This window comes from Curtobacterium sp. DN_7.5, from assembly GCF_022655355.1.
GTDB lineage: Bacteria > Actinomycetota > Actinomycetes > Actinomycetales > Microbacteriaceae > Curtobacterium > Curtobacterium luteum.
In genome coordinates, this window is record NZ_CP093378.1 from 3,439,618 (window position 1) to 3,464,145 (window position 24,528).

Consider the following 24,528-nt stretch of genomic DNA (forward strand, 5'->3'; position numbering starts at 1 on the left):
GGCCCGCCGCCATATACGGACCCGGCGTCACCAGGCGGGTTCGGTGTGAACCAACGGTCGACCGCAATATGACGACACGACGAGCCAGGGAGCGCGAACTGTCATCATAGGTCGGCTTGTCCCCCGGTGTCCAGTCCTGGCTTGACCTTCTTTGACACTGGCGTGTATAAGGTGCCGGACCAGCCCGGCATTCCCGCTCCGCTCGGTGCGGTTCAGGCGGCCAGCGCGCGGTACGCCGCTTCAGGACGGGCCGTCCGGACGAACGTGACACGGCCGCGGTCGTCGGTGATCTCGACGCCGGTGCCCGGGGTGAGGAGCAGGGCGCGGACACCCCGCGCACGCCGCAGTCCGATCCCGCCGTACGTCGACGCGTCCGCCTCGACCAGGCGCACGTCCGCGATCCGCCGGCGGGCGATCCGGCGGGGCGGGAGCGGTCGGAAGCGCACCGTCACGTGCTCGTCGGTCACCGTGAGGCCCGTGCGCGCGACGAGGAGCAGGAACCCGGCGACCACGCCGACCAGCCCGGGGACGAGCAGCGAAGCCTCCGGTGCGTCGCCGGGCCAGCCGAGGACGGCGGCGGAGAGCGCGAGCCCGCCGAGCAGCAGGACCGCGCCGACCGCGCGCATCCACGCGGGTGCGAGCCCGTGGTCGTCGAGACCCCGCCGGGAGGCCCGGTGCGGCACCGCGGGACGGGTCGCGGTGGCGAGTCGGAACGTCGGGACGCTCAGGGTGTCGGTCATGTCGGTCTCCTGCTGGCACGTGGGCGCGCGCTGCGCATGCGGTCGGGTGGCCCGGGCGAGCGGGGCACGCCGGACGGCGGCGCATCGGTGCACCGGCGACGGCGGGCGCAGCACCGGGGGCGCGGGCGGGCGCGTCGCGGTCACGGCGGAGGGTGGACGCGGGCGGTGTGGGGTCGCCTGCATCGACACGGTCCGGGTGACGACTGCGTGAACGGTACGTGACGTCCCTTGGCGCCGCCTGGGCGGTCCACGAGCGCGCGGTCAACGTCGCTGACGCGGGAGCCGCGTGCGGGCGGGGCGGCGCGGGTCAGCGGAGGACGAGCGCCACTGCCTCCGCACGGCTGCGGACCCCGAGCTTCGCGAACACCTGGTTCACGTAGGACTTCACGGTCGGCACGGTCAGGAAGAGCTCCGCCGCGATCTCCGGGTTCGTGCGTCCCGCGGCGATCCGCTCGAGGACGTCCGCTTCGCGCGGGGTGAGCTGCGGGAACCGGGCCCGCACGTCCGCGGCCGTTGCCGGCGCGGGATCGGCGGCGGGTGCCCCGGCGAGCCGGGCGACGAGCCGCGCCCCGACCGAGGCGTCGAAGGTCGCCTGGCCGGACGCGACCGCCCGGATCGCCGTCGCGATCTCCGTCCGCCCCGCGTCCTTCGTGAGGTACCCGCGCGCACCGGCCCGCAGCGCCGTCACGATCGAGTCGTCGTCCGCGAAGGTGGTCAGCACGAGGACGCCGACCTCCGGGTGGCCGGCGACGATCCTGGCGGTCGCGGTGGGCCCGTCGACGCCCGGCATCCGCAGGTCCATCAGGACGACGTCCGGCCGCTCACGCTCCACCGCCGCCACGGCTTCGGCCCCGTCGGCGGCCTCTCCGACGACCTCGAGGTCCGGCACCAGCGACAGCACCGTCACCAGGCCGTCGCGGACGATCGCCTGGTCGTCGACGACGAGGACGCGGATCGTCACGGCCGTCCCTCCGGCGGGACCGCTGCCGGGAGGTGCACCACCACGACGAACGCGCCGTCGCGGACCCCGGCCTCCACGGTCGAGCCGTCGCCGAGCTCGGCGGCGCGCTCGCGCATCCCGGTGATGCCGTGGCCGTCCGAGCCGAGCGGGTTCGCGATCGTGACGGACACGGCGGAGCCGTCCCGGACGACCTCGAGGGCCACGGGGCGGCCGGGGGCGTGCCTGCGTGCGTTGCTGAGTGCCTCCCGGGCGATCTGGACCACCGCGGCGCGGTGCGCCGCGTCGAGCTCGTCGAGCACCTCGGTGCCGTGCGCCGTGACGGAGCCGCCGAAGGACCGGTGGTCGTCGAGCAGGGCCGACAGCCGGGAGGCGCGGGTCGTGTCCGTCGCGTCGGCGTCGGTCGTCGGGACCGTGTCGTCGCGCAGCGCGCGGACGGCTCGGCGGGCCTCGGCCAGGCCGTCGGCGGCGAGGGTCCGGGCCTCCCCCGCGCGGCGTGCGGCCTCGTCGACGCGCCCTGCCTCGAGGAGGGCCTCGACCGCGTCGAGCTGGAGCACGAGCCCACCGAGCGAGTGCGCGAGGACGTCGTGGACGTCCCGTGCCGCGCGCGACCGGTCCGCCAGGAGCGCCGCACGCTGCTGCTCCTGCAGCACCTCGCGCGACCGCAGCTCGGTGACCCGGAGCTGCCGCCGACCGAAGCCGACGAGGACACCGAGGAGGAGACCGGCGCTCGCACCGAGGACGAACTGCACGGAGGCACCGAGGACCGCCGCGGACCCGGCGACGATCGCCATGCCCACGAGTGCCGCGACCCCACCGACCCAGACCGGCAGCGCCGTGCTGGCCCCGAGGAGCACCACGCCGACGACGACCGGGACGACCATGAGCGCGTCGGTGGGCACGACCACGAGCGACCCGGCGACGATCATCACGCCGGCGGCGGCGCGGACCACGACCACGGACCGGGTGACCTCGCGGACGACCCAGGCGGCGAGCGCGACGCCGCCGACGGCCCAGACCCACGCCGGGTGGTGCAGGCCGAGGCCGTTCCGGACGAACCAGAAGCCGACCACGACGACCCCGAGGGCGTTCAGCGCCCAGGCCACGCCCGAACGGGACCGTCCGCCCTCGTCACCGCGGGGGAGGTCGGTCCGCTCGGGGTCGGCGGTCGTGGTCACCGGACCATCATGCTGGCTCGGCCCGCGCCGCGGGGGATGCGCTGGTCGACGACGACGGCGCGGGCCGCCCGGTTCAGCGCGAGGACGAGCAGGATCGTCCCGGTGGCGGTGAGCAGGTGGGCGCCGAGGTGCCCGCCGACGACGTCGAGCCCGATCCGCACCACGATGAGGACGATCCAGAGCGCAGCCCCGGCCCATCCGGTCCGGGACTGGAGCGTGCGGCCCTTGCTGTCCGGCGTCGACACGGTCCGGAAGCGTGTGATGCTGCCCGTGGTCAGACCGACCGCGATCGTGACGAGGGCCTCGATCGCGAGGAACACCACGTCGGTCGTGGTGACCGTGACGCCGCTGTTCGCGAGCACGACGACCCCGACCACACCCATGACGAGCGGCGTCCGCCAGATGCGGGCCGGATCGAGGTACTGCCAGGTGGCCTGCCGGTACGCCAGGAAGACGACCAGCGCGAGGCCGAGGAGGACGTTGACGACGAGGTGGGCGGACATGGTGCGGGCCTTCCGGTCGAGGTGCCGACGGGGGTGCCGCCGGGGCCGGCGGGGGTTCCCGTCGGGGTGCTCCCAGCCTCGTTCGCGGGGGTCGGCGGGCACACCGACCAGGGGTGGGGGTGCGGGTGGTGATCCCGGGTGGTGTTCGATTGGGGCATGGCTGATGCGTTCGACGGGTTCCGGATCGGTGCGGGCTACGCGGTCGTGGAGCCGGACCGGCACCGGCCGGGGTCGTACACGCTGGTGGTCGACGGGACCCCGCAGTCGCACGTCGACCTCGAGGACCCGACGCACCTCGCGTTCGAGTACATCCGGCGGATCGGGCACGCGATCGACCTGCTGCCGCCGGGGCCGATCACGGCGCTGCACCTCGGGGCGGGGGCACTCACGCTGCCGCGGTACGTCGCGGTGACCCGGCCGGGGTCGCGCCAGCAGGTGGTCGAACTCGAACGGGACCTCGTCGACCAGGTGCGGGCCGTCCTGCCGTTCCCCCGCGGCGCGTCGATCCGGGTGCGGTACGGCGACGCCCGCGAGGTCCTCGGCAAGCTGCCGAACGGTCTGCGCGGCACGGTCGACCTCGTGGTGGTCGACGTGTTCGGCGGCTCGCAGATCCCGGCGCACGTGACGAGCGTCGAGTTCTACCGGTCGGTGGCCGAGTTCCTCTCCCCGACCGGGATCGTCGCGGTGAACGTGGCTGACGGCGCAGGGCTCGCGTTCGCTCGGGGTCAGGCGGCGACGCTGCAGTCGGTGCTGCCCTCGGTGGCGGCGGTCGCGGACACCGGGATGCTCAAGGGCCGGCGGTTCGGGAACATCGTGCTGCTCGGCTCGCCCACCGACCTGCCCGTGGCGGACATGCCGCGGCGGTACTCCTCCGACCCGATGCCGGCGAAGGTCGTGCACGGGGCCGAGCTGCGGGCGTTCGTCGCCGGTGCGCCGATCGTCACCGACCAGACGGCGGTGGCGTCGCCGGAGCCGAACCGGAGCGTGTTCGGCGGGTGACGGCGGGGGGGGCGGCGTCCGCGCGCGCCGGGTCCGGGGGGCAGCGTCGCTGCCGAACGACCACGCCGTCGTCGTGCGACAGCGGCGGGGTCGTTGCTTGCACGTGCAAGGAACGACCCCGCTGGAGAACGACGCCGTCGTCGTCGTGCGACTTGCATCTGCAACGAGCCGCCGGACGCCGGCCCCGGTGGCGTCGTCGCGCGCTCGGAGGGCCGGGCGGGCAGGATGGGCTGAACGACCGTGCAGGGCACGACCGAGCGAAGGGACCGCACGCCATGACGAACGACGACCGGAGCAACGAGGACCGGCCGACCGACGGCCAGCCGCGCTACGGCGAGCGCGCCGAGCCGGCGTCCACCCCGCAGTACGGCGAGCAGTACGGCGACCGCGACGGCGCGCCCCGGTACGGCGAGCAGACCCCGCAGGACGGCGACTCGGCCCCGCAGTACGGGCAGCAGCAGTACGGCCAGCAGCAATACGGGCAGGGTGAGCACGACCGTCGTGACGACCGTGCCGGAGCGCCGGTGTGGAACGACGGCCGGCACCAGCAGCAGTACGGCGCCGGCCCGGACCACGGCGCCCCGGCTTGGCAGTCGCCGGAGCCGGCGCGGAAGAAGAAGACCGTCGGTGTCGTGGCGTTCATCGTCGCGCTCCTCGCCCTGGCGCTCGCCGTGATCGCCGGAGCCGTGCTGGGCAACGCGTTCGGCAGCGACTCCGGTCTCCGCGACACGCTGCTCAACGGCTCCGGCGCGACGCAGTCCGGGCAGCAGGAGCTCGAGCGGCAGATGATGGACAACCCCGCGTTGCTGGCGAGCGGTGGCGGTGCGGGCGTCGCCGCCCTCATCGGAACGCTCCTCGGGATCTGGGCGATCATCCAGGGCATCATCGCGATCGTCACGAAGCGTGGCCGCGCGTTCGGCGTCGTCGCGCTGATCATCGCCGTGGTGTCGCCGATCGTGCTCTACATCGTGCTGGGCGTGGCGTTCTCGACGCAGCTCTGACATCGAGGCGCCTCCTTTCGACGGCCCGTCGTGCTCCGGCACGGCGGGCCGTCCTGCGGGTACGTGCCCCCCGTGCGCGTGGCACCGCCCGCTCTCGGCAGGGCGCGGTTACCCTCGAACCGATGTCCCTCCCGCCCGAAGACCGCCAGCCGCACGACCGGACCGACCGCGCCCGTGACGGCCGTCACGTCGCGCCCGTGACCGCCGGCGTCAGCCCGGGCTCGACGTTCGCGCCGATCAGCCTCCGACCCGCCGTCGACGCCGAGGCCGTGCAGCAGCGCCTCCGTGACCTCGGGCAGAGCCGGAGCACCGAGGCCCTCGCCGAGCGTGCCGAGCTCCTCCGCCTGCTCGGTCGGCTCGACGAGTCCCTCGTGGTCGCGGAGGAGGTGTTCCGCCTGACGATGTTCACCGGCGAGCGCCAGGACAAGGTCGCCGCACGCATCCGTCGCGCCCACGTGCTGCACGACCTCGGACGGCACGAGCGCGCCGCCACCGAGGCCGCGCTCGCCCGCGACACCGCCCGCACCGAGGAGTGGCCGGAGCTCGAGGGCGCCGCCGCCGAGCTCGAGGGCTGGTCGCTGTTCGAGAGCGGTCGCTACGAGGAGGCCCGTTCGGCACTGTCCCGGGCGTACCAGGCCTTCCGCCAGGCCGGCGCCCCCTCGGAGCGCACCGACGCGCTCCGCACCGCGGTCGAGGCCGCGATGCGCGCGTCCATCTCGACGGCCGACGCGCAGCCCGAGAAGCCGCGGACGGCCCGTGACGTCGCCGCCCGCCGGGCGGAGGACGACGTCGAGGCGGCACCACGGGCCTCCCGGCCGGAACCGTCGGTGGCGGACACCGAGCCGCCGGTCCGACGCCGCGTGCTCGGCGCCCCGGACGCGGCCCGCACCGAGGCCGACGACATCTGGGGCCGGATCGCGGCCCGCGCCGCGCGGAAGGGCCAGGCAGACCCGCGTCCCGAGCGATGACGGGGCGGCTCGACGAGGTCCGCGACCGTGCCGCCGTCCTGATGGCGCAGCACCTCGATGCCTCGTGGTCGTTCGCCTTCGACCACGCCAAGACCCGCGCGGGGCAGTGCGACTTCACGAAGCGGCGCATCACGGTGAGCCGCCACCTCGCCGCACGGTTCTCGGACGACGACGCGGACCAGGTGCTGCTCCACGAGATCGCGCACGCGTTGGCGGGTGCCCGCGCGGCGCACGGTCCTGCCTGGCGACGGACCGCGGCCGCGATCGGCTACACGGGCTCGCGGCTGTACGACGGCCCGGTCGCCGCCGAACTCGCGCCCTGGGTAGGTGCGTGCCCCGCCGGGCACGAGCACGTGCGCTACCGCACGCCGACCCGACCACTGGCCTGCGCGAGGTGCTCCCGGCGCTTCGACGCCCGCAACGTGATCACCTGGCAGCGGCGGACGGCGACGCCCGCGGGCCGCTGAACCGTCCTCCGACGACCGGAGCACCCGCTGGTGCCGCGGTCGTAACCCGTTAGCCTGGGCGGATGCACACGGGGCAGCACATCCGCACGGACGCCGGATCCTCCTGGTTCTTCGACGCCGGCCGGATCGCCCTCGACTTCGCGCACACCGGCGGGTTCGCCGACGACCCCGACGGCCACCGATCCCGGGCCCAGCTCGGTGAGCTCCTCGCGACGCCGGCCGACCTCGACGAGTGGCTGAGCGACCACACCGAGCCGATCGACGTCGGCGCGACGTCGAGGGAGCTGCAGGACGCCCGGGCGCTCCGGGCGGCCATCGCCCGGCTCGCCGTCGCCGCCGCCCCGGCCCCCGCGACGACGCCAGCCGAACGGACCGCGGTCGCCGCGGGCCTCCGCGCCGGGACCGGTCGGACCCGTCCGGCGCCGGACGACATCGACACCGTCAACCTCTTCGCCGCGCTGCCGGACGTGCCGCCGAGCCTGCCCGGCGGTCGTCGTCGGGCCGGGGCGAACCGCGTGCGGCTGGCGCAGGCGCTGTCCAGCGTGGCGCGGGACGCCGTGGCCCTGTTCACCGAGGTCGGGTTCGACGACGCCGAGGCCGACGGACGGCCGACGCGCCTGAGCCGCTGCTCGGCCGCCGACTGCGGGCTCGTGTTCTACGACTCGTCGCGTGGCGGCACCCGCCGGTGGTGCTCGATGCAGCGCTGCGGGAACCGGGCGAAGGTGCGGGCGCACCGGGCACGGCGCGCCGGGGCCTGAGCACGTGCAGGGCGTTCTGCGCACCCGCACGACGGGTGGGCAGCACGACGGAGCCGACGCCGTCGGCCGCGCCGCCCGGCCGCCGGTCTCAGCAGTCGTCGACGACGTCGTCCGGGTCCGCGAGCCCGAGGTCCGCACCCCACGACGAGAAGGACAGTGACACCGTCCCCGTGCCGTCGGCAGCCCGGAGCGAGTACGGCAGCGGCTGCCCCACCGCCGACACCTCGAGCGACCCGACCGGGGACGACCCGCTCGCGACGACGACCTGCGCCCGCGCGGCCTTCCCCGATCCGGTCACGGCCCCGGGGTGGAGCGTGACGTCCGCGTCGGCGCCGAGCAGTGCCTGGAGCAGGTCCTCCGGGGTGGTGAACGGCGCGAAGGTCCGGAGCGCGGACGAGCCCGCGGCGACGCACACCCGGCCGGTCGTGGCGTCGTCGAGGCCGGTCCGCTCGGCGAAGGCCCGGTTGCCGCGGACCCAGACCTCGTCGCCCCGTCGGCGGGCATCGAGCGTGACGTCGCCGACGGTGAGCCGGAGCGAGGAGTCGTCCGGCACGCCGCGGTAGGCGAACCGGATCGTCCGACCGGGCACGGTGTCGCCGCTGCCCTCCCGGGCCGCCGTACCGTTGCCTGCTGCAGGATCCGGGACGAGCTCGGTGACGGTCCCGGTCGCGACGACGGACCGGGACCGCACGGCGCGGAGGACGTCCCGCAGGGCGGTGGGCCCGTCGACCGTCTCGATGCCGTTGCGGCTGCCGTCGACGGGTGCCTGCCCGCCGAACCCGGTGGCGGTCGGGGTGACCGCGACGTCCGCGGGGTCGGCGCCGGAGCAGCCGGTCAGGGCGAGGGCCGCGGCGAGCGCGGTGGCCGCGACGGACCCGGCCCGGACGCGCGGGCGCCCCGGCTCAGCCCGCATCGCCGAGGCAGACCTGGTCCGCGCCCTGGGCCGACCGGGTGCCGGCGTCGGTGGGGACGGCCTTGCCCTGGTTCGCCGCGGTGGCCCGCACGACGAAGCAGGAGTCGGCGTCGTACAGGCCGCCCGACGTCGGCAGCCAGACCTCGGTGCCGCGGGCCTGCCCGGTGACGTCGACGGGCTTCGTGCCGGGTTCGACGACGTACACCGACCAGGCGACGTCCGGCCCGCTCCAGGACACGTGGACGTTGCCGGACCCCTGCTCCACGGCGAGGTCCCGCACCGCCGGCGGTCCCTCCGCGGTGACGGCGTGCACGATCATCACGACGGCCACCACCACGGCGACGAACGCCAGGGCCGCGGAGACGATGAACGCCGGGTGCTTCCAGAGCGGCCGGCGGGTGGTCTCGGTGCGCTCGAGCTCGGGCAGGACCCCGATGTCGGACCCCATCGCGCGCTTCGGCGCCGTCGCGGGGACGCCCCACTGCTCGTAGAGGGCGGGCTGCCCGGGGTCCCAGCCGAGTCGGGCTCCGGAGCCGCGGTCGCCGTGGTGTTCCGGCGCGGGCGCCGACGGCACGGCGGGGACGGACGGGACGTCGGGGACCCGCGGGGCGCCGGGGCCGTCCGACACGGCGGGACGCGACGACGTCGTGCTCATGCGGCGATCCTCCCCGTGGACGGTGCGCCGTCTATCATAAGGGCGTGTTCCGGGGGCAGCAGGAAGCAGGCGGTCGGGGGCGGCTCCGCGTCGTGGCCGGCTCGGCGCTGCTGCTCGCCCTGGCGCTGGTGGTCCCGCAGGCACTGCCGGGAGGCACGGCCGCCCCCGCCGTCGCGGCCTCCGTCCGGCAGGCGGGCGGGTCCGGCACGGCAGGCGGGCAGGCCGCTTCCGGCGCGGCAGGCGGCCAGGCGCAGGCCGGGTCCGACCCCGTCCGCATCGCGGTCCCGTACGTCGGGAAGGCCGAGGTCTCGCTCGGGGACGGCTGGGCGATCGTCGACTGCGGGCGTGTGAACGTCCCGACGGGCGTCGGCGCCGCGTGCACGAGCGACTCGCTGAGCCTGACGTCGAAGGGCTACCGGCCCGACTTCGGGACGGTGACGATGACGGTCCCCGAGCGGAACGGGTCGCTCGACCTCGACGTCACGTACCTCGTCTCACTCGCACCCCCGACGCCGCCCACGGTGGCCGAGCAGACGTACGACTACCCCTTCGAGGAGGGCACGACCGCCTCGGTCCCGTACAGCGACCTCGGCGTCCGGTGCGACGGGTGCGCCGCCGGACCGCGGACGCGGGTCGTGTCCGCGGAACCCGCCGGGGTCGTCGCCACCGTGACGAGCACGGGACTGGTCGTCCGGCCGCCGGCGTCGTGGACCGGGACCGCGTCGGTCCGGCTCCGGGTCACCGACGACCAGGGGCAGCGCAGCTCGGCGACCGTCCGGGTCGTGTTCGTCGCGGCGGGCACGAGCGACCTCCTCGCCCAGGACACCGTGCGACGGCTCGGCCGGGACGGCGTGCTCCGCATCGACCTGGCTGACCTGGCCACCGCCCGGGAGGGCCGCGTCCGGTTCTCCGACTGCGGGTCCGCGGTCGCCGGCACCGTCGTGTGCACGGATGCGGGCGTCGCGACCTACCGTCCCTCGGGTTCGATGACCCGTGCGGACCAGTTCTCGTTCCACGTCCGCACCGACTCGGGCGACCAGGCCACCGGCACCGTGACCGTGCTGCCCCGCTCGGGGAGCCGCACGGCGGCGACCGCGACCGGGACCCTCGCACCCGAGGAGGGCGAGGCGACCGAGACCGGCGTCCGCTACCCGGCCACGGGCCTCCAGACCGCGCTCGGCACCCCCAGCGCGCACAGCGTCGTCGCGACGCTGCCGTCCGAGGACGACGCCGCGGCCACCGACCGCGCCGGTCTCCTCACATCCCTTCTCCCCGCACTCGACCGCATCACGGAAGGCAGCCGATGACGCTCCGCCTGAGCCTGCAGGACCCGAGCCGACGAGCTCCCCACGCGACCTTCGTCGTCGACGCGACCGACGTGACGAGCGTCGCCGAGGTCGCCGCCGGGCTCGGGGTGGACGCCGCCGCGATCGCCCCCGGCGCCGACCCGGGCGCGGCGCTCGCCGAGGTCGGCATCCTCAACGGCTCGACGCTGCCGGTGCGGGCGCCGAGCGACCTCCCGCCCGGGAGGCCACGCCTCGAGGTCGTCGGCGGGCCGTTCTCCGGGGAGACCGTGCCGCTGCCCCTGGACGGTCCGCTGCGGATCGGGAGCTCGGGCGCGATGGAACTCTGCGTGGCCGACCCCTGGCTCCGTCCGCACCACGCGACGATCTCGCTCGACCACGGCGACCCGGCCGCCACACCGTCCGGAGCGATCCCCGTCGGCGCGGGCCCCCTGCGCGCCGTGCTCACCGTCATCGACGACGCCACCGGGGTCGCCGTCAACGGTCGTGACGTCACCGGCAGCACGGACATCGTCCCCGCGGACGTCGTGCAGATCGGCAGCTCGGTGTTCCGGATCGGCATCGAGCCGTACCCGGACGCGGACCTGGCGCAGGACGAGGTCGGCATGCGGGGGTTCAACCGGACCTCGCGGATCATGCCCCCGGCGACGCCGCCGACCGTGGTGCTCCCCGGCGACCAGCCCGACGACGTCGACAAGACCCCCATGCCGTGGCTGTCCGCCGTGATCCCGGTGGTGCTCGGCGTCACGATGGCGATCGTCTTCGCCCGCCCGATCATGCTCATGATGGCCGCCGCCTCGCCGGTGATGGTCGTCGGGACCTTCCTCACGCAGCGGTCCCGCGCGAAGAAGAAGGGCGTCAAGACCTTCGAGGAGTGGCGGCAGGACATCGCGGACACCCGCGTCCGGATCGCCGGGCTCGTCAAGGAGCAGCGGCTCGACTCCTGGTACCGCAGCGTCGACCCCGTGGTGGTGCGCGACATCGCCACGCGGCCGCTCGCCCGGCTGTGGGAGCGACGGAAGCGGGACGCCGACGCGCTGCACGTCCGGGTCGGGGTGGCCGAGGTGCCGCTCGCCGCGAACTTCCAGGGCGGCTCGTCCCGCCACACCGGCGCCCACCACGTCGGGGTCGCGCCGGCCCCCGTCTCGGTCGACCTCGGTGCCGGTGTGGTCGGGGTCGCCGGTCCCGCCGACGTGACCCGCGCGCTCGTCCGCTCGATGCTCGCGGCGGTCGCGGCGCTGCGCTCCCCGCGCGACACCCGGATCGTCGTGGTGTGCGGCGACGACGCGGCGCCGGAGTGGGCGTGGACGCAGTGGCTGCCCCAGACGCAGCAGGCCGAGGACGGCGCGCTCGCGCTGATCGGCAACACCGATGACTCCCGGCGTGAGCGCCTCCGCGACCTCGCCGCACTCGTGCAGGTGCGCAGCCGCGCTGGTTCCGCGGTGAGCGCCGGCGACTTCGACACCGACGTCGTGGTGGTCGTCGACGGCGCCCGCGACTACCGCACGCTCCCCGGGATGGTCCAGGTGCTCGAGCAGGGCGCGCGGGTCGGCGTCCACGTCGTCGCCCTCGACACGGACCGGGCACGGTTGCCCGAGGAGTCGCGCACCGTGATCGCCGTCGACCCCGACGACCGCTCGCTCGCACGGCTCGAGTCGGACGCCGCGTACCACGCGTCCGTGCTGCTCGACGGGCTCTCGGTGCCGACCGCCGAGCGCATCGCCCGCAGCCTCTGCTCCATCCGCCACGTCTCGGGCGTCGGCGACGAGGGCATGCTGCCGACGAGCGTCCGGTACGTCGACCTCCTCGGCGTCGACCTCGACGACGCCGCGCCGATCGTCGCCCGCTGGCAGCGCGCACCGCGTCGGACGCACGTCGTGGTCGGCGCGAGCGCGGACGGGGAGTTCGCGATCGACATCGCCGCGGACGGCCCACACGCCCTCGTCGCCGGCACCACGGGTTCCGGCAAGTCCGAGTTCCTGCAGGCGCTCGTGGTGTCGCTCGCCATGGCCAACCGGCCGGACGCGCTCAACTTCGTCCTCGTCGACTACAAGGGCGCGTCGGCGTTCGCGGACTGCTCGCGCCTGCCGCACACGGTCGGCATGGTGACGAACCTCGACGCCCGCGAGACCGAGCGCGCCCTCACCTCGCTCGACGCCGAGCTGAAGCGCCGGGAGACCGCACTCCGCGTCCCGGAGCTGAACGTGAAGGACGTCGACGCGGCCTGGGCGAAGGACCCCGACGCCGCCGCACGGAACGGGCTCGCGCGACTGATGATCGTGATCGACGAGTTCGCCGAGCTGAAGACCGAGCACCCGGACTTCATCGACGGCCTCGTCCGCATCGCCCGCGTCGGCCGGTCCCTCGGCGTGCACCTCGTGCTCGCGACGCAGCGACCGAGCGGCGTCATCACGCCCGAGATGCAGTCGAACATCAACCTCCGCGTCGCGCTCCGCGTCACCGACCGCGCCGACTCCACGGACGTGCTCGGCTCCCCCGAAGCCGCGCTCATCAGCCAGTCGACGCCCGGTCGCGGGTTCGTCCGGGCCGGGCTCGGTGCGCTGCCGAGCGGGTTCCAGACCGCGCGCGTCGCCGGCATCCGACAGGGCGTGCAGCGGGTCCAGCGGCAGCTGCCGAAGGTCGCCGCGGTCGACTGGGAGGGCCTGGCCTACCCGCCGCGGTTCCCGGTGAAGCGGCACGCGGCGGCTCCGGTCGACCACGACGACACCGACCTCCGGGCACTCGTCGACGTCGTCACCCGCGCCACCGAGGCGATGGGCATCCCGAAGAACGCCTCACCGTGGCTGATGCCGCTCCCCGCGCTGCTCCCGCTGACCCAGGTGGCCGGCGGCACCGGGGCGCCGACGACGATCACGCTCGGCATCGAGGACGTGCCGGGGCAGCAGACCCAGCGGCCGCTCGTGTGGGACCTCGAGGCCGGCACGCACCTGCTGTTCCTCGGCGCGGCCCTCTCCGGTCGCACCACCGCGCTCCGCACCGTGCTCGCGCAGACCGTGGAGCGCATGAGCCCCGCCGACCTGCACCTCTACGTCATCGACCACGGCAACGGCGGGCTCCTGCCGCTCGCGCAGGCACCGCACACCGGCGCGGTCGTCACGCCGCTCGAGCCCTCCCGGCTGCCGCGGCTCATGGACCGCCTCGTCGCCGAGCTCGCACGCCGCCAGGCCGTGCTGTCCCAGGCCGCCGTCGGCACCATCGTCGAGCAGCGTCGTACGGCAGCGTCCGACGCCGACCGGTTGCCGTACATCGTCGTCGGGGTCGACGGCTGGGACCGTGCCACGAGCTCGATGCAGCCCGAGGACCTCCTGCCGATCCGCGACCAGATGACCCGGGTCCTCCGCGAGGGCCCCGCGGCCGGCATCCGCGTCGCCGTCACCGGCGACCGGACCGTCTCGTCCGACAAGATCGCCGGGTTCATCAGCGAGCAGTACGTGCTGCCGATGCGCGACACGAACGACTACCGGAGCGCCGGGGTCATGGTCCGCGAGCTCCCCGAGAGCGTCCCCGCCGGCCGGGTGTTCTTCGGGCCGACCGTCCGCGAGGCCCAGCTCGCCGTCCTCGGGCAGGACGCCTCCGCCGAGGCGCAGACCGCCGCCCTCCGCGGCACGGTCGAGACCGCGCGGGTCCGCTGGACGGAGCAGACCGACAGCACGGACGCCACGGACGCCGCGGACACCACCGACGCCCGAGGCACCGCCGGTCCCCGCCCGTTCCGCGTCGACGCGCTCCCACCCCGCATCTCCCTCGCCGACTCGCAGGACCTCCCGGTCGCGGCCCGCTCGAACCCGACCGGGCCGACGATCGGCGTCGGCGGCGACGAACTCGCCCGGATCACCCTCGACTGGCCGGCGGCCGGCGGGTTCCAGGTCGTCGGCGAGCGCGGCACCGGGCGCTCCACCGTGCTCACCGCGATCGCGCACCAGCTCGTCTGGACCGGCGAACCCGTCATCGCCGTCGCCACGAAGGACTCGGTGTTCACGGCCTGGGCACGCGAGGTCGGCGTGCCGCTCCTCGCCGACCCGATGGGCTTCATGGACCTCGCCCCGGCGCTCGGCCGGTACGACGACCCCTCCGGACCCGTCACCGTGCTCGTCGACGACGCGGAGCTCGTGGCGAACACCCCGCTCGAGAACTCCCTCATGGGCGAGAAGGCGCGGTTCGTGTTCGTCGTCGCGACCAACCCGGACGCCGCCGCGAAGACCTTCTCCGGGCCGTACGGCGAGGTCCGGCGCACCCAGGAGGGCCTGCTGCTCTCCCCGACGAGCGCCCTGATGGGCACGCAGCTCTTCGGCCAGAAGGTGCCGAAGTGGATGGTCGGCCGCCAGCCCGCCGGCGGCGGCGCGCTGCACCGTCGCGGCGAGTGGACGCAGGTGCAGGTGCCCGACCCGGCCGCCTGACGGACGGCGGTCGGGAGCACGCGGTGATCCGGGCCTCCCGGGCCACGTAGGGTGGTCCGCATGGCTGCACGCTGCTCGTACTGCGGGGCCGAGCTGCGCCCGAACAGCATGTTTTGCCTGGCCTGCGGCCAGCTCGCCACGGGTGGTCGGCGCTCGACGCCGGTCGCCGTCGGCGACACGGCGGACGTCCCACCGCAGCCCTCCGCGTCGGTCCCGCCACCGCCCGCCCGTCCCGGCCCCGCTCCCGCGACCGGCCTGGAGGCACGGCGCGCGCCCGTCACGCCGGCCCCGTCCGGCGCCCTCCCGCAGCTGGTCTTCACCACCGGGCAGACGCTCCTCGTCGAGGAGGGCACGGTCCTGGTCGGCCGTCGTCCCGACGAGATCGCGGCCCGCGAGGGTGCCCGTGCCTTCGCGGTCGACGACCCGGACCGGTCGATGTCGCGCGTGCACGCGGCGCTGCAGTTCGGGCCCGACGGGCTGCGCGTCGTGGACCGGGGGTCCGGGAACGGCACCGTGCTCCGCCGTGGTGACCGGGAGGACCGGTGCCCGGAGGGGCTCGCCGTCGAGCTCGTGCCGGGGGACGAGCTGTGGTTCGGGTCGGTGGGGGCGCGGGTGCGGTGACGGGGTCGGTGGGATCGTGATTCTGGACGACGCGACGCGGGACAGCTGGCGGGCCTTCTTCGCGCAGGACGGACGCTTCGAGGTCCGGTACGACGCCGAGCGCTTCCGTCGCATCGCGGCGGGGAACCTCCGCGACGGTGTGCTGCTGCTGGTCGTCGTCACGGCTGTCCTCGTCGCCGCCGTCGCCTGGGGCCGCACCGGACCGATCGTCCTCGCTGCGCTGCTCTTCGTCGTCGGTGCGATCCTCGGCGTCGTGCTCCTCCGGCGTCGCCTCGCCCTGCTCCGTCCCGCGGGGGGCCAGCCGGGGCTGCTGCTCGGCGTGTCCAACATCGGGCTCCACACCCCGCTCGTGCCGCTCGTCGACTGGTCGGAGGTCCGTGCGGTGTTCGCGGTGGACGAGTCGGCGCGGACTGCTCGGCGTCTGGCACGGCCGGGTCTGGCGGGGACGGCTGCGCGGTGGGCTGCCGGGAACGGCGGGGCCACGCGCCACCTGTGGTTCCTGCTCGAGGACGCTCCCGCGCTGCGCTCGCGTGTCGTCGACCAGCGCTGGGTGCGGGGCTTCGAGACCTTCCCGAACGTGAACGGTCCCGCGTTCGCGCAGTACGTCCTCGACCTCGACACGGTCCTCTCGCCGCGCGACACGGACCGGATCACGGCAGCGGTCCTGGTCCAGGCACAGGCTCGCGGCATCCACGCGGTCGAGTCGTCCGGCGCTGCCGACTTCGCGGAGTACGCGAGCCTGCTCAGCGGCGTGGCCGTCGACGGGGTCGTGCCGGACCGGCCGACGAGCACCACCGGCAACCCGTTCAGGTCCTGACCAGCTCTGCCTCGCGCTCGTCCCCCGCATGTAGGCTGCTGCGCGGATTCCGACGACGAGGGGCTGCGATCCGATGAACGCGAACGAGCCGATGGACCCGGGCGTGCCGGACGGCGGGGCGCCGACCGGGCTCGACCCGGTGACCGTGAAGCCCGATCCGGCGCGCTGGGCGTCCGTGGTCCGGCGTGAGCGACTCACCCTGATCGGCACCGTGGTCGTCGTCGTCGCGCTCGAGGTCGTCACGAGCCTGCTCGGTCGGCTCGGGCCGATCATCATCGCGCACGGCGTCACGATCGTCGCAGCCTTCTACTTCTTCGCCGTCCTGCGGTTCCGGCGCAACCGCCTGGCGCAGACGCTGGGCGACCCGGACCGCGGCATCACCGTCTCCGACGCCGGGGTCGACGTCCCGCTGCTCGGGCTCGTGCGCTGGGACGAGATCCCCGCCGTGTACACCGTCTACGACCAGGCACGCGCCGACCGGTACGCGCAGTCCGGTGGGATCAAGGGCTTCGCCGAGCGGTGGACCCAGGCGGTCGGGTCGGCGAACCACTACCTCACGGTCGCGCTCCAGGACGGACCGGCGATGCGGCAGCGGGCACGGCCACGGCAGTTCCGTCGCTGGGTGAAGCTCTGGGCACGGAGCGGTGCGCCGGACTTCGGAGCGATCCAGATCATCGGGGACGTCTACTACTCGGACGCCGACGCGGATCGGCTGGACCGGGCGCTGCGGGCGCAGGCCACGCGGCGCGGGCTGCCGAACTCGCGATCGGCGACCATGCTCGACCAGGGGGAGTTCTTCCGGACCAACTCGGGGATCGCGGTCTTCGACGGCAAGACGGGGGTGTGAGGTGACCGACGTTGCCGCCGTCGAGTTCTGCAGCCGCTACCGCGGCCCCGTGATGGAGGTCCTCACCGGCGCCGTCGGTGCCCAGGGTGCGGACGGGTTCCGGCCGGTCAGCGCGGCAGTCGAGCGGCTCCGGGCGATCACCGAGGACGCGCGGGCGCTCGCGCTCGACGAGGGCCTCGCACGCTGGGTGGCGGCGGCACCGGTGTTCTTCGCCGAGGTCGACCGGGCGCTCGACGCCCAGGACGCCCGAGCGCTCTGGGCCGCGGTCACGCACCCCGAGCACGGCGTCGACCTCCTCGGTCGGGCATGCGCCGGACAACCGGGTTGGTGACGAATACTTTCGTTGCAGGGTGCAGCATCGGTTATGCTGCTCCGGTCGACCCCCGGACGGGGGTGGGCACTCATCGGGGGGTAGGTCGATGATCGACCCCAGGGACACGTGTGTTTCTTGGAGGGAACCATGGCGGACATCCGCGTCACTTCGGAGTCGCTCTCGGGCGTCTCGAACCAGCTGCAGTCCGGCTCGCAGTCCATCGAGTCGCAGCTGCAGAACCTCAAGTCGCTCGTCGACGGCCTCGTCGGGGGCGACTGGTCGGGCGCCGCGTCGTCGTCCTTCCAGGACCTCTACCAGCAGTGGGACCAGTCGGCCGTGCAGCTGAAGGAGTCGCTCGCCGGCATCAGCCAGCTGCTCTCGCGCGCGGCCCTCTCGTACGAGGAGTCGGAGAACTCGATCTCGGGCACGTTCCGCTGATCCGGACCGGGCAGCCCCGCCGAGGGCTGCCCAGACCAGTCCGCTCCAGCCGCTGACCGGCTCACCACCGGTCGCACGACGGCCGATCCACGGGGGAGACCATGGCGCAGTACCGAGTCCGCACCGAGACGCTCGGGCAAGTGGCACAGACGTTGCAGTCCGTCGTCACCACGTTCGAGTCACAGGTGGGGTCGACGAACTCGCACGTGCAGAGCGTCGTCGACGTGCTCTGGAAGGGCGAGGACGCTGCGACGTTCCAGAAGTCGTGGACCGACTTCCAGGCCGGCTCCGCGGCGCTCGCAGCGACGCTCCGCGACCTCGCCGAGCGGCTCCGGCAGGCCGGTGTCTCCTACGAGCTCAACGAGACCGGCCTCTCCGGCAACTTCCTCGAGAACGAGCAGGTCGTCCCGGTCCGCCGCATCGAGGGGACCGAGGGCGCCGCGAGCACGCCGGACGCGCAGGATGGCGGCAACATCGTCGTCACGAGCGGGGTGACGGCGGGCAACGGCAACGCCGACGAATCCGGACGGACCCGCCGCATCGCCACGATGGACGCCACCGCGACGCTGCAGGAAGGGACGGCCGATGAGTGAGCAGCAGGCCGACATCGCCACCCTCACCCAGCTGGTGCAGTCCATGACCCAGCTGCACGAGTACTGCCTCCTGCTCCAGCAGGGTGCGCAGTCCTTCGCGGCCGTGCTCCCGGCCGAGTGGCAGGGCGCGGCGATGGCGTCGTTCCAGGCCACGTTCCAGCAGTGGTCGGCCCAGGCGACGACGCTCGCGGAGGCAGCCGACGGCCTGACGAAGCACTCGCAGCTCGTGCTCCAGGCGTACCAGCAGACCATCGACGCGCTCAACACGGCCTGGACCGACTTCAGCGCGCAGCTCGCATGACCCGCGGCGACGGACGAGGGGACCCCACCGCATGACCGACGTACGGCTCGACGCCTTCGGCATCGCCCGCGACGGCAACGACATGGCGACCGCCTCGCACGACCTCGCGACGGCGTGGACATCACTCCAGAGCGTGCTCTCCGGGTCCGGCGGGATGGCCGGTCCGGATGAGGCGTCGAAGGAGTGGATCGACTCCTACGACAGCATCGCGAAGCAGGCCGGCGAGGCGAGCGAGGGCGTCGCCACGGCACTCGCAGCGTTCGACTCGATCATGGGCGCGACCGGCCAGGCCTACAAGCGTGCCGAGCTCGCCGGTGCCCTGCAGGACAGCGACGGTGGCATCTCGGTCCCGACGCACGAGGTCAGCCTCGACACCTCCGTCCCGACCGCGATGGGCGAGGGGTGGCCCGGCGCGCTCGGCGAGTTCCAGGGCTGGGTCGAGGAGGCCCTCGCCTCGATGGGTCTCCACCTCCCGCTCGCCGACACCGACAAGATGGGCACGGCCGTCAGCGCCTGGCGGGCCTACGACGACCAGCTCCAGTCGATCACGAGCAGCGTCGCCGCATCGCTCGCCGTCGCGAGTTCGTCGGACATCCCGCAGTGGGCGTCGATGTCCTCCGCACGCTCGTCCGTCGTGACGACGCTCGGCCAGATGTCCACCGCGGCCGGTGCCGCCGTGGAGGCGCTCGACGCGCTCATCGACCAGACCGTGACCGCGCGCAACGAGATCATGGACATCGTCAAGGAGCTCGCCATCGCGGTGGGCGTCGAGGTCGGTGTGAGCGTCGCGCTGAGCTTCTTCACCTTCGGCGCGTCCGCGGTGGTCGGAGCGGCGGCGACGTCGGCGACCGTGATGCGGTTCGTCGTCCGGATCGCCGAGGTCATCCAGCGACTCATCACCCTGTCGCGGATCCCGCGCGAGGCCATCGAGAACGGCGTCCGCCTGTTCCAGGCCGTCGGACGCGGGTCGAAGTTCGCACGCATCGCCGGCGAGACCTTCAAGGGCATGGCGACCGGTGTGGTGTCGCAGGGCTTCAGCAACATCCTCGTCGAGGGCAAGTCGTTCTCCGAGGGCTGGCAGGGCGCGCTGCTCGGCGGTGCCGTCGGTGGCACCATCGGTGGCGGTCTCGGACTGGTCGGGCGCACCGGCCGCGAGGCGGCTGCGACCAGGTCGACCGTCACCCACGTCGCGGTCTCGACGGGGCGCGGAGCCGTCACGGGAGCGGCCGGCGGTGTCGGTGGCGACTACGTGACCGCGAAGGTCAACGGTCAGGACTTCAACGTCATCCAGTCCCTCGTGTTCGGGACCGTGGGCGGTGCCGTGTTCGACGGAGGCCACGGTGCCGTCGAGGCGCACCACGCCCACGCCGGCGGTGGGTCGACCGGGACCGACCTGGACCTCGCGAGCGGTGCTGCTTCCGAGCACGGCCCGGCGGATCTCGGTGTCGACACGGACACTCACGCCGGTGACGCGGGGGCGAGTGCAGCGGGCACCGCGTCCGCCACCCAGGTCGACGTCGTCACCCGACCGAGCACGCACGCAGCCGCTGCCGGTGACACCGCTCCGACGTCGCACAGCGGTGCGGCCGGGGGCGCGGCTCCGACGGAACACGCCGACGCGCCCGTGGTCAGCGGGGCCGGGACGCACAGCTCGACGACGACACACGCCGGAGAGCGGCCGAGTGTCGACGGGTCGCAGACGCCCGTCGTGACGGACACCGCTCACACAGGGGGCACGACGACGCACGCGGGCGGCGAGGACGTCGTGACGCACGTCGAGCACGTGGAGGCGGGGGCGAACGACGGCGGCGGCGACGGTTCTCACAGCGATGCTCCGGCGCACGGCGAGGGTGCGACGCACGCCGGTGCTCCGGCGACGCACGCGGACGGCAGGGTCCACGCCGACGCCCCGGCGGCGGACGCTCCTGCGACCCAGCCCGGAACCTCTGCTCCGCACGGAGCGGCACCGACCGGAGGTCCCGCACACTCCGATGCCGTGGACACGCGAACGGACGCACCGGCGACCCACGTCGACGCTTCTCCGCACGGCGACGCCATCCCCTCGGCCGGCACCTCCGACCACGCCGGCCCCCGCGGGGTGCAAGGCAACGCGGGTGTGCCGCAGGACGGGGGCGCTGCCACGTCGCCGCACCAGACCGGGACGACGCCCGACGCGACGACCGTCCGCTCCGACGTGGGCCACGTCCAGAGCCCGACCTCGGCGGACGTCCACGCTGCAGAGACGCACGTCGTCGGTTCGTCGCCAGGAGCCGACCAGGTTCGCGCTCCGGGACCGGATGGGCCCCTCCCATCGCACGACGCAGCAGCGCCCGCCGCCCTGTCGTCGGAAGCGGAGCGCACCGCTCCTGCAGACCGCGATGCGTCAGCGCCCGTAGAGCACGTGACGCATGAGCACGCGGCTGCAGCCGGAACGGCCGTGGCTGGGACTGCCCTGTCGTCACACCCCGGCATCCTCCGCACGGACTCGAGTGCCGTACGTTTCGAAAACCCGTCTGCGTCAGCGGGGACACTCGGACACCACGGCGGGACCGGGAACGGCAGCGCTACAGGGGGCAGCGGACGACGCCCCCTCCAGGTCGAGTTCTCGGAGGAAGCGGTTGCCCACGACGCTGCTGCCTACCGATCGGAGCTGGACGCCCGGCTGCACGACCACGGCTTGTCACGACGCGAGTTCCGACGTCTGGTGAGCAAGCCGATACACCGACTGAGCGCGGACGAGATGGACACGCTCATCGACATCCGAGACGGGCTCGACCCGATCCGATCCGGCGACGTCATCCAGAAGGTGATGCCCCTCAAGCAGGCGATCGACATGGTGTCGGACATCACGAACGGTGACGTCGGGTACTACGCGCAGAAGGGCGTCCCCGGCTTCATCGCGAAGTTCGCGCATCTCACCGCGATCTCGAACCACGGCTCCATCACGCCCCTGCGGGTGTTCCAGAAGCTCGGACTCGGGTACAACACGACCGCGTTCCCGTCGCCCAGCACCAACCCGATCCATGGTGTCCGGATGCGAACGGAACCCGGCTTCGACGGTAGCGGCACGCCCACTTCGGACGTGTACGACCGGATGCTCCCGCTGCGCACGATCCGCGGCTGGATGCAGGACGGGACCATCGACGAGCACCAGTGGAACGCGATGTCGATCCCCGAGCGCCGCGATCGACTCCAGCACCTCGTCGACCGTGTCGCCGACACCGACCTCCGGATCAAGCTCGGCGCCGCGCTCGAGAGGAACTCGTCGCGAACGTTCACCTCGTTCGACCCGTTCCGCGGCAACGGGTGGGCGGGCCACTACGAGCACTACACGCCCGAGGTCGAACTCCGTCAGAACACCCCGTTGACGCCCGGCGCGGAGCTGTGGCGGTACAACGTCGACGGAACGCAGGAGATCCTGGCGAAGTGGGACGGCGTCCGATGGCACATGATCTGAGCCCTGTCCTCGGCTCTGTCACATCGGCGTGGATCGGGACCGAGCTGGTCGCGACCGGCCGCCTCGGACCACTCACCCCGGCGGACGAGGACGTGATCATCCGAGACGAGGTGCCCGTGCGTGTTCCCCGCGCCGATCTGACGCTCGTCAGTCGCCGCACGATCGGGTGGTGGAAGGGCCTCCTGGTCGACGTTCAGGCTGCGCACGACGGAACGCTGACCGTGTGGGGGTCGATCGCGAAGGGCGACCCTCCTCTCCCCGCTGAAGCCGACGAGGAACGCGGCAGGTTCAGTGCTCACCTCGTCGACGGCAGCGAGTTGTTCGCCGTCCGTTCATTCACCGATCAGCTCCGATTCGACGAGTCGCCGGAGTCGGAGTCCCTCGGACCGTTCGCAGGCGACGTCGCGCTCCGCGGGTTCGATGTCGTCCCGGCCTCCGCGGACGCACCGTGCGACGGTGTACTCGTCGGACTCGACGGGTCAACGGTGTCCTCGGACCGGGCGCTGACCTGGCGTCGGCAGCTCGGGGAGCGCCATGAGAGCGACGCCGAGCGACTCCGGCTTGACGGCTCCGCGGTCCTCACGGCTCTTTCCCCGCACTCCAGGCCGGACGGGACGGTGCCTTCCAGCGGCGAGTTCTGGATCGGAAATCAGGTCCGGGTCGGCTGGCTCGATCGATCCGGATTCAGTCGGACCGCCGACGTCACGCGCAGCTGGGACCGACCAAGTGGGTCGGCTGCCATCATGGCGGGCACGTACGTGCAGACCGAGCGCGGGTGGTTTCCCGGCGCGATCCGGGACGAGGGCGCCCTGCTGCACTCCTGGGCTCCGACGTCCCCTGGCCGTGCCTGGGAGCCCCGGCCGTCGAGCCTCATGACGAACCAGTCGCGTTCCGAGGCGCGGATCACGAGGGACGCCGTCGTCGGCCATGCCACCGTCCGCACCACCGCGACGGTGAGCGGCGTGTCGGTCCAGGTCGAACATCATTGGAATGCTGCCGCTTGGGCGACCGTCGAGGTCCGAGCTCTCGACGGTCGTCGACGAACGATCCACGCCGCTGACGGCGCCGCGATCCGTTTCGTCGAGCGAGAAGGCAGCGTCACGGCGTTCGTCCGGCCAGAGGACCTCGACGACCTCGAGTCCGAGCAGGTCGCGTGACGGTGCTCCTCAGCTTCGAGGTCGGAGCGATCCGGACCCTCTCCGGTCACTAGCACCTAGCCTAGGAGCGGTACGACACGACGACGAGGGGACCCCACCGTGACTGGCACGATCATGCAGAAGGCGATCACGCCGCAGGTGAGCGACGCGTTCTTCAACGGGCAGCTCGAGCGCTTCGGCGGGTACGTCATCCCGATGGCCGCCACGAGTGGACTCGAGCGGATCGAGGACCTGATCGCGGTGCACGGGCTCGGGTTCCCCGGCAGTCCCTTCGCGCCCGACATGCCGCACCTCGACGTCGTCCGGTTCGAGGCGACGCCGGAACTCTTCGTCCGCCCAGCCATCGGTGGCTCGGACGCACGCACCGCCGAAGCGCTCGGGGCCCTGTGGGTCGACCGCGAGCCGTTCACAGGCACCGGCTTCGTCCCCAACGACCTGGACCGCATCGTCGACCTCAACTGGATGCCGTCGCACCGCGTCCCGTTCGGTGCTGAGATCTGGCGCTACACCGGGGACGGACAGGAGACGTGGGTCGCCCGGTACGCCGGCGTGCACATCGGCTGGGTGTACCGCGACGACCTGCAGGCGGGTCGGCCAGCGCCCCAGCGACCGATCTCGATGTTCGGGGGCGGGATCGCATCCGTGGGCGGGACGAAGTACGTCGCCGACCTGATGGACGGAACGCACGTCGCGATCGTTCGACTGGACCCGTCAGCCGAGCAGGCTGGGTTCGTCCAGACCGGTTCCGGCGTGTGGGCCACGGTGGTCCCGGTGGAGGACGTGCAGGAGTACTACGAGCTGGACGTCAGGCTGCGCTGGGCGGGCCTCGACCTCCGCGTCGTGGACGAGACGGTCGCCGAGTCCGGCGAAGCAGCAGTCATGGCGATGTCCCTGCAGCACGACTACCGCTTGAACGAGGGACTGCAGCTGGTCAAGCTCGACGCCGACTGGTACGAGGCCATGCTCCCGAAGAGCGCGCTCGCATCCGCCGAGTTCCGCCAGACGATGCTCCCGAGCTGGCCCGGCGCAGACACGACGGTCGCGTGAGCCGGAGCGACTCGCAGGACCGCCGAACGGCCGCCGCACCAATCGCGGGCGACGTACCGGACCCGACCCGCGCCT

23 protein-coding genes are annotated in these 24,528 nt (G+C 73.5%); 17 read left to right on the forward strand and 6 right to left on the reverse strand.

Annotation, left to right across the window (positions count from 1 at the left end; genetic code table 11):
* Nucleotides 1-212 precede the first annotated feature (212 nt).
* The 4 genes from MON03_RS16170 to MON03_RS16185 all read right to left on the reverse strand — a co-directional run bounded on the left by MON03_RS16170 (nt 213) and on the right by MON03_RS16185 (nt 3,379).
* Complete coding sequence (locus MON03_RS16170; protein WP_022904463.1) at nt 213-740, reverse strand: hypothetical protein; 528 nt, start codon at nt 738-740, stop codon at nt 213-215.
* A gap of 307 nt (nt 741-1,047) precedes the next feature.
* Nucleotides 1,048-1,701, reverse strand: a complete 654-nt coding sequence (locus MON03_RS16175; protein WP_242089466.1) for a response regulator transcription factor — start codon at nt 1,699-1,701, stop codon at nt 1,048-1,050.
* The gene (locus MON03_RS16180; RefSeq protein ID WP_242089467.1) at nt 1,698-2,876 is read right to left on the reverse strand and encodes a sensor histidine kinase; all 1,179 of its coding nucleotides are present in this window, start codon (nt 2,874-2,876) and stop codon (nt 1,698-1,700) included. Before MON03_RS16180 ends, MON03_RS16175 begins: the two co-directional genes overlap by 4 nt.
* On the reverse strand, nt 2,873-3,379 hold the full coding sequence (locus tag MON03_RS16185) for a hypothetical protein (RefSeq protein ID WP_242089469.1): 507 nt from the start codon (nt 3,377-3,379) through the stop codon (nt 2,873-2,875). The genes MON03_RS16180 and MON03_RS16185 overlap by 4 nt, the downstream gene beginning before the upstream one ends.
* Nucleotides 3,380-3,535: 156 nt before the next feature.
* Between MON03_RS16185 and MON03_RS16190 the strand changes: the two genes are divergently transcribed.
* From MON03_RS16190 to MON03_RS16210, 5 genes are all read left to right on the forward strand, one after another.
* A complete protein-coding gene (locus MON03_RS16190) occupies nt 3,536-4,378 on the forward strand; it encodes a spermidine synthase (RefSeq protein ID WP_242089471.1) in 843 nt (280 codons plus the stop codon).
* Between the two features lie 275 nt (nt 4,379-4,653).
* Entirely contained in the window at nt 4,654-5,379 is a 726-nt protein-coding gene (locus tag MON03_RS16195; RefSeq protein ID WP_242089473.1) for a DUF308 domain-containing protein, read from the forward strand.
* Nucleotides 5,380-5,501: 122 nt separating this feature from the next.
* Nucleotides 5,502-6,347 (forward strand): hypothetical protein, encoded by an 846-nt coding sequence (locus MON03_RS16200; protein ID WP_242089475.1) that lies wholly within the window; start codon nt 5,502-5,504, stop codon nt 6,345-6,347.
* Nucleotides 6,344-6,814 carry a SprT-like domain-containing protein gene (locus tag MON03_RS16205; protein WP_242089476.1) on the forward strand — a complete coding sequence of 157 codons (471 nt, stop codon included), beginning with the start codon at nt 6,344-6,346 and terminating at the stop codon, nt 6,812-6,814. Before MON03_RS16200 ends, MON03_RS16205 begins: the two co-directional genes overlap by 4 nt.
* Nucleotides 6,815-6,876: 62 nt before the next feature.
* Complete coding sequence (locus MON03_RS16210) at nt 6,877-7,572, forward strand: CGNR zinc finger domain-containing protein (RefSeq protein ID WP_022904471.1); 696 nt, start codon at nt 6,877-6,879, stop codon at nt 7,570-7,572.
* 88 nt (nt 7,573-7,660) lie between these two features.
* On the opposite strand, the gene MON03_RS16215 is transcribed toward MON03_RS16210, so the two are convergent.
* A complete protein-coding gene (locus MON03_RS16215) occupies nt 7,661-8,485 on the reverse strand; it encodes a hypothetical protein (RefSeq protein WP_175328305.1) in 825 nt (274 codons plus the stop codon).
* Entirely contained in the window at nt 8,475-9,140 is a 666-nt protein-coding gene (locus tag MON03_RS16220) for a hypothetical protein (RefSeq protein WP_242089478.1), read from the reverse strand. Before MON03_RS16220 ends, MON03_RS16215 begins: the two co-directional genes overlap by 11 nt.
* A 44-nt stretch (nt 9,141-9,184) precedes the next feature.
* On the opposite strand from MON03_RS16220, the gene MON03_RS16225 reads away from it, so the two are divergent.
* The 12 genes from MON03_RS16225 (at nt 9,185) to MON03_RS16280 (ending at nt 24,453) form a co-directional block, all read left to right on the forward strand.
* Nucleotides 9,185-10,447, forward strand: coding sequence for an Ig-like domain-containing protein (locus tag MON03_RS16225; RefSeq protein ID WP_242089480.1), 1,263 nt, complete (start codon nt 9,185-9,187; stop codon nt 10,445-10,447).
* A complete protein-coding gene (locus MON03_RS16230; RefSeq protein ID WP_242089482.1) occupies nt 10,444-14,862 on the forward strand; it encodes a type VII secretion EssC family protein in 4,419 nt (1,472 codons plus the stop codon). Before MON03_RS16225 ends, MON03_RS16230 begins: the two co-directional genes overlap by 4 nt.
* Nucleotides 14,863-14,922: 60 nt before the next feature.
* Nucleotides 14,923-15,483 (forward strand): FHA domain-containing protein, encoded by a 561-nt coding sequence (locus tag MON03_RS16235; protein ID WP_277927263.1) that lies wholly within the window; start codon nt 14,923-14,925, stop codon nt 15,481-15,483.
* 16 nt (nt 15,484-15,499) lie between these two features.
* Nucleotides 15,500-16,300, forward strand: coding sequence for a hypothetical protein (locus tag MON03_RS16240; protein ID WP_242089487.1), 801 nt, complete (start codon nt 15,500-15,502; stop codon nt 16,298-16,300).
* 73 nt (nt 16,301-16,373) lie between these two features.
* Nucleotides 16,374-17,147: a hypothetical protein gene (locus MON03_RS16245; protein WP_242089489.1), complete on the forward strand. Its 774-nt coding sequence runs from the start codon at nt 16,374-16,376 to the stop codon at nt 17,145-17,147.
* Nucleotide 17,148: 1 nt separating this feature from the next.
* Nucleotides 17,149-17,478, forward strand: coding sequence for a hypothetical protein (locus tag MON03_RS16250; RefSeq protein ID WP_242089491.1), 330 nt, complete (start codon nt 17,149-17,151; stop codon nt 17,476-17,478).
* A 129-nt stretch (nt 17,479-17,607) separates the two neighbouring features.
* On the forward strand, nt 17,608-17,898 hold the full coding sequence (locus tag MON03_RS16255; protein WP_022903345.1) for a WXG100 family type VII secretion target: 291 nt from the start codon (nt 17,608-17,610) through the stop codon (nt 17,896-17,898).
* A gap of 101 nt (nt 17,899-17,999) precedes the next feature.
* On the forward strand, nt 18,000-18,491 hold the full coding sequence (locus MON03_RS16260; RefSeq protein WP_242089493.1) for a WXG100 family type VII secretion target: 492 nt from the start codon (nt 18,000-18,002) through the stop codon (nt 18,489-18,491).
* Entirely contained in the window at nt 18,484-18,792 is a 309-nt protein-coding gene (locus MON03_RS16265) for a hypothetical protein (protein ID WP_022903343.1), read from the forward strand. Before MON03_RS16260 ends, MON03_RS16265 begins: the two co-directional genes overlap by 8 nt.
* Before the next feature lie 31 nt (nt 18,793-18,823).
* Nucleotides 18,824-22,249: a hypothetical protein gene (locus MON03_RS16270; protein WP_242089495.1), complete on the forward strand. Its 3,426-nt coding sequence runs from the start codon at nt 18,824-18,826 to the stop codon at nt 22,247-22,249.
* Nucleotides 22,234-23,406 (forward strand): hypothetical protein, encoded by a 1,173-nt coding sequence (locus tag MON03_RS16275; RefSeq protein ID WP_242089497.1) that lies wholly within the window; start codon nt 22,234-22,236, stop codon nt 23,404-23,406. The genes MON03_RS16270 and MON03_RS16275 overlap by 16 nt, the downstream gene beginning before the upstream one ends.
* Nucleotides 23,407-23,505: 99 nt before the next feature.
* Nucleotides 23,506-24,453 (forward strand): hypothetical protein, encoded by a 948-nt coding sequence (locus MON03_RS16280; RefSeq protein WP_242089499.1) that lies wholly within the window; start codon nt 23,506-23,508, stop codon nt 24,451-24,453.
* Nucleotides 24,454-24,528: the final 75 nt, after the last annotated feature.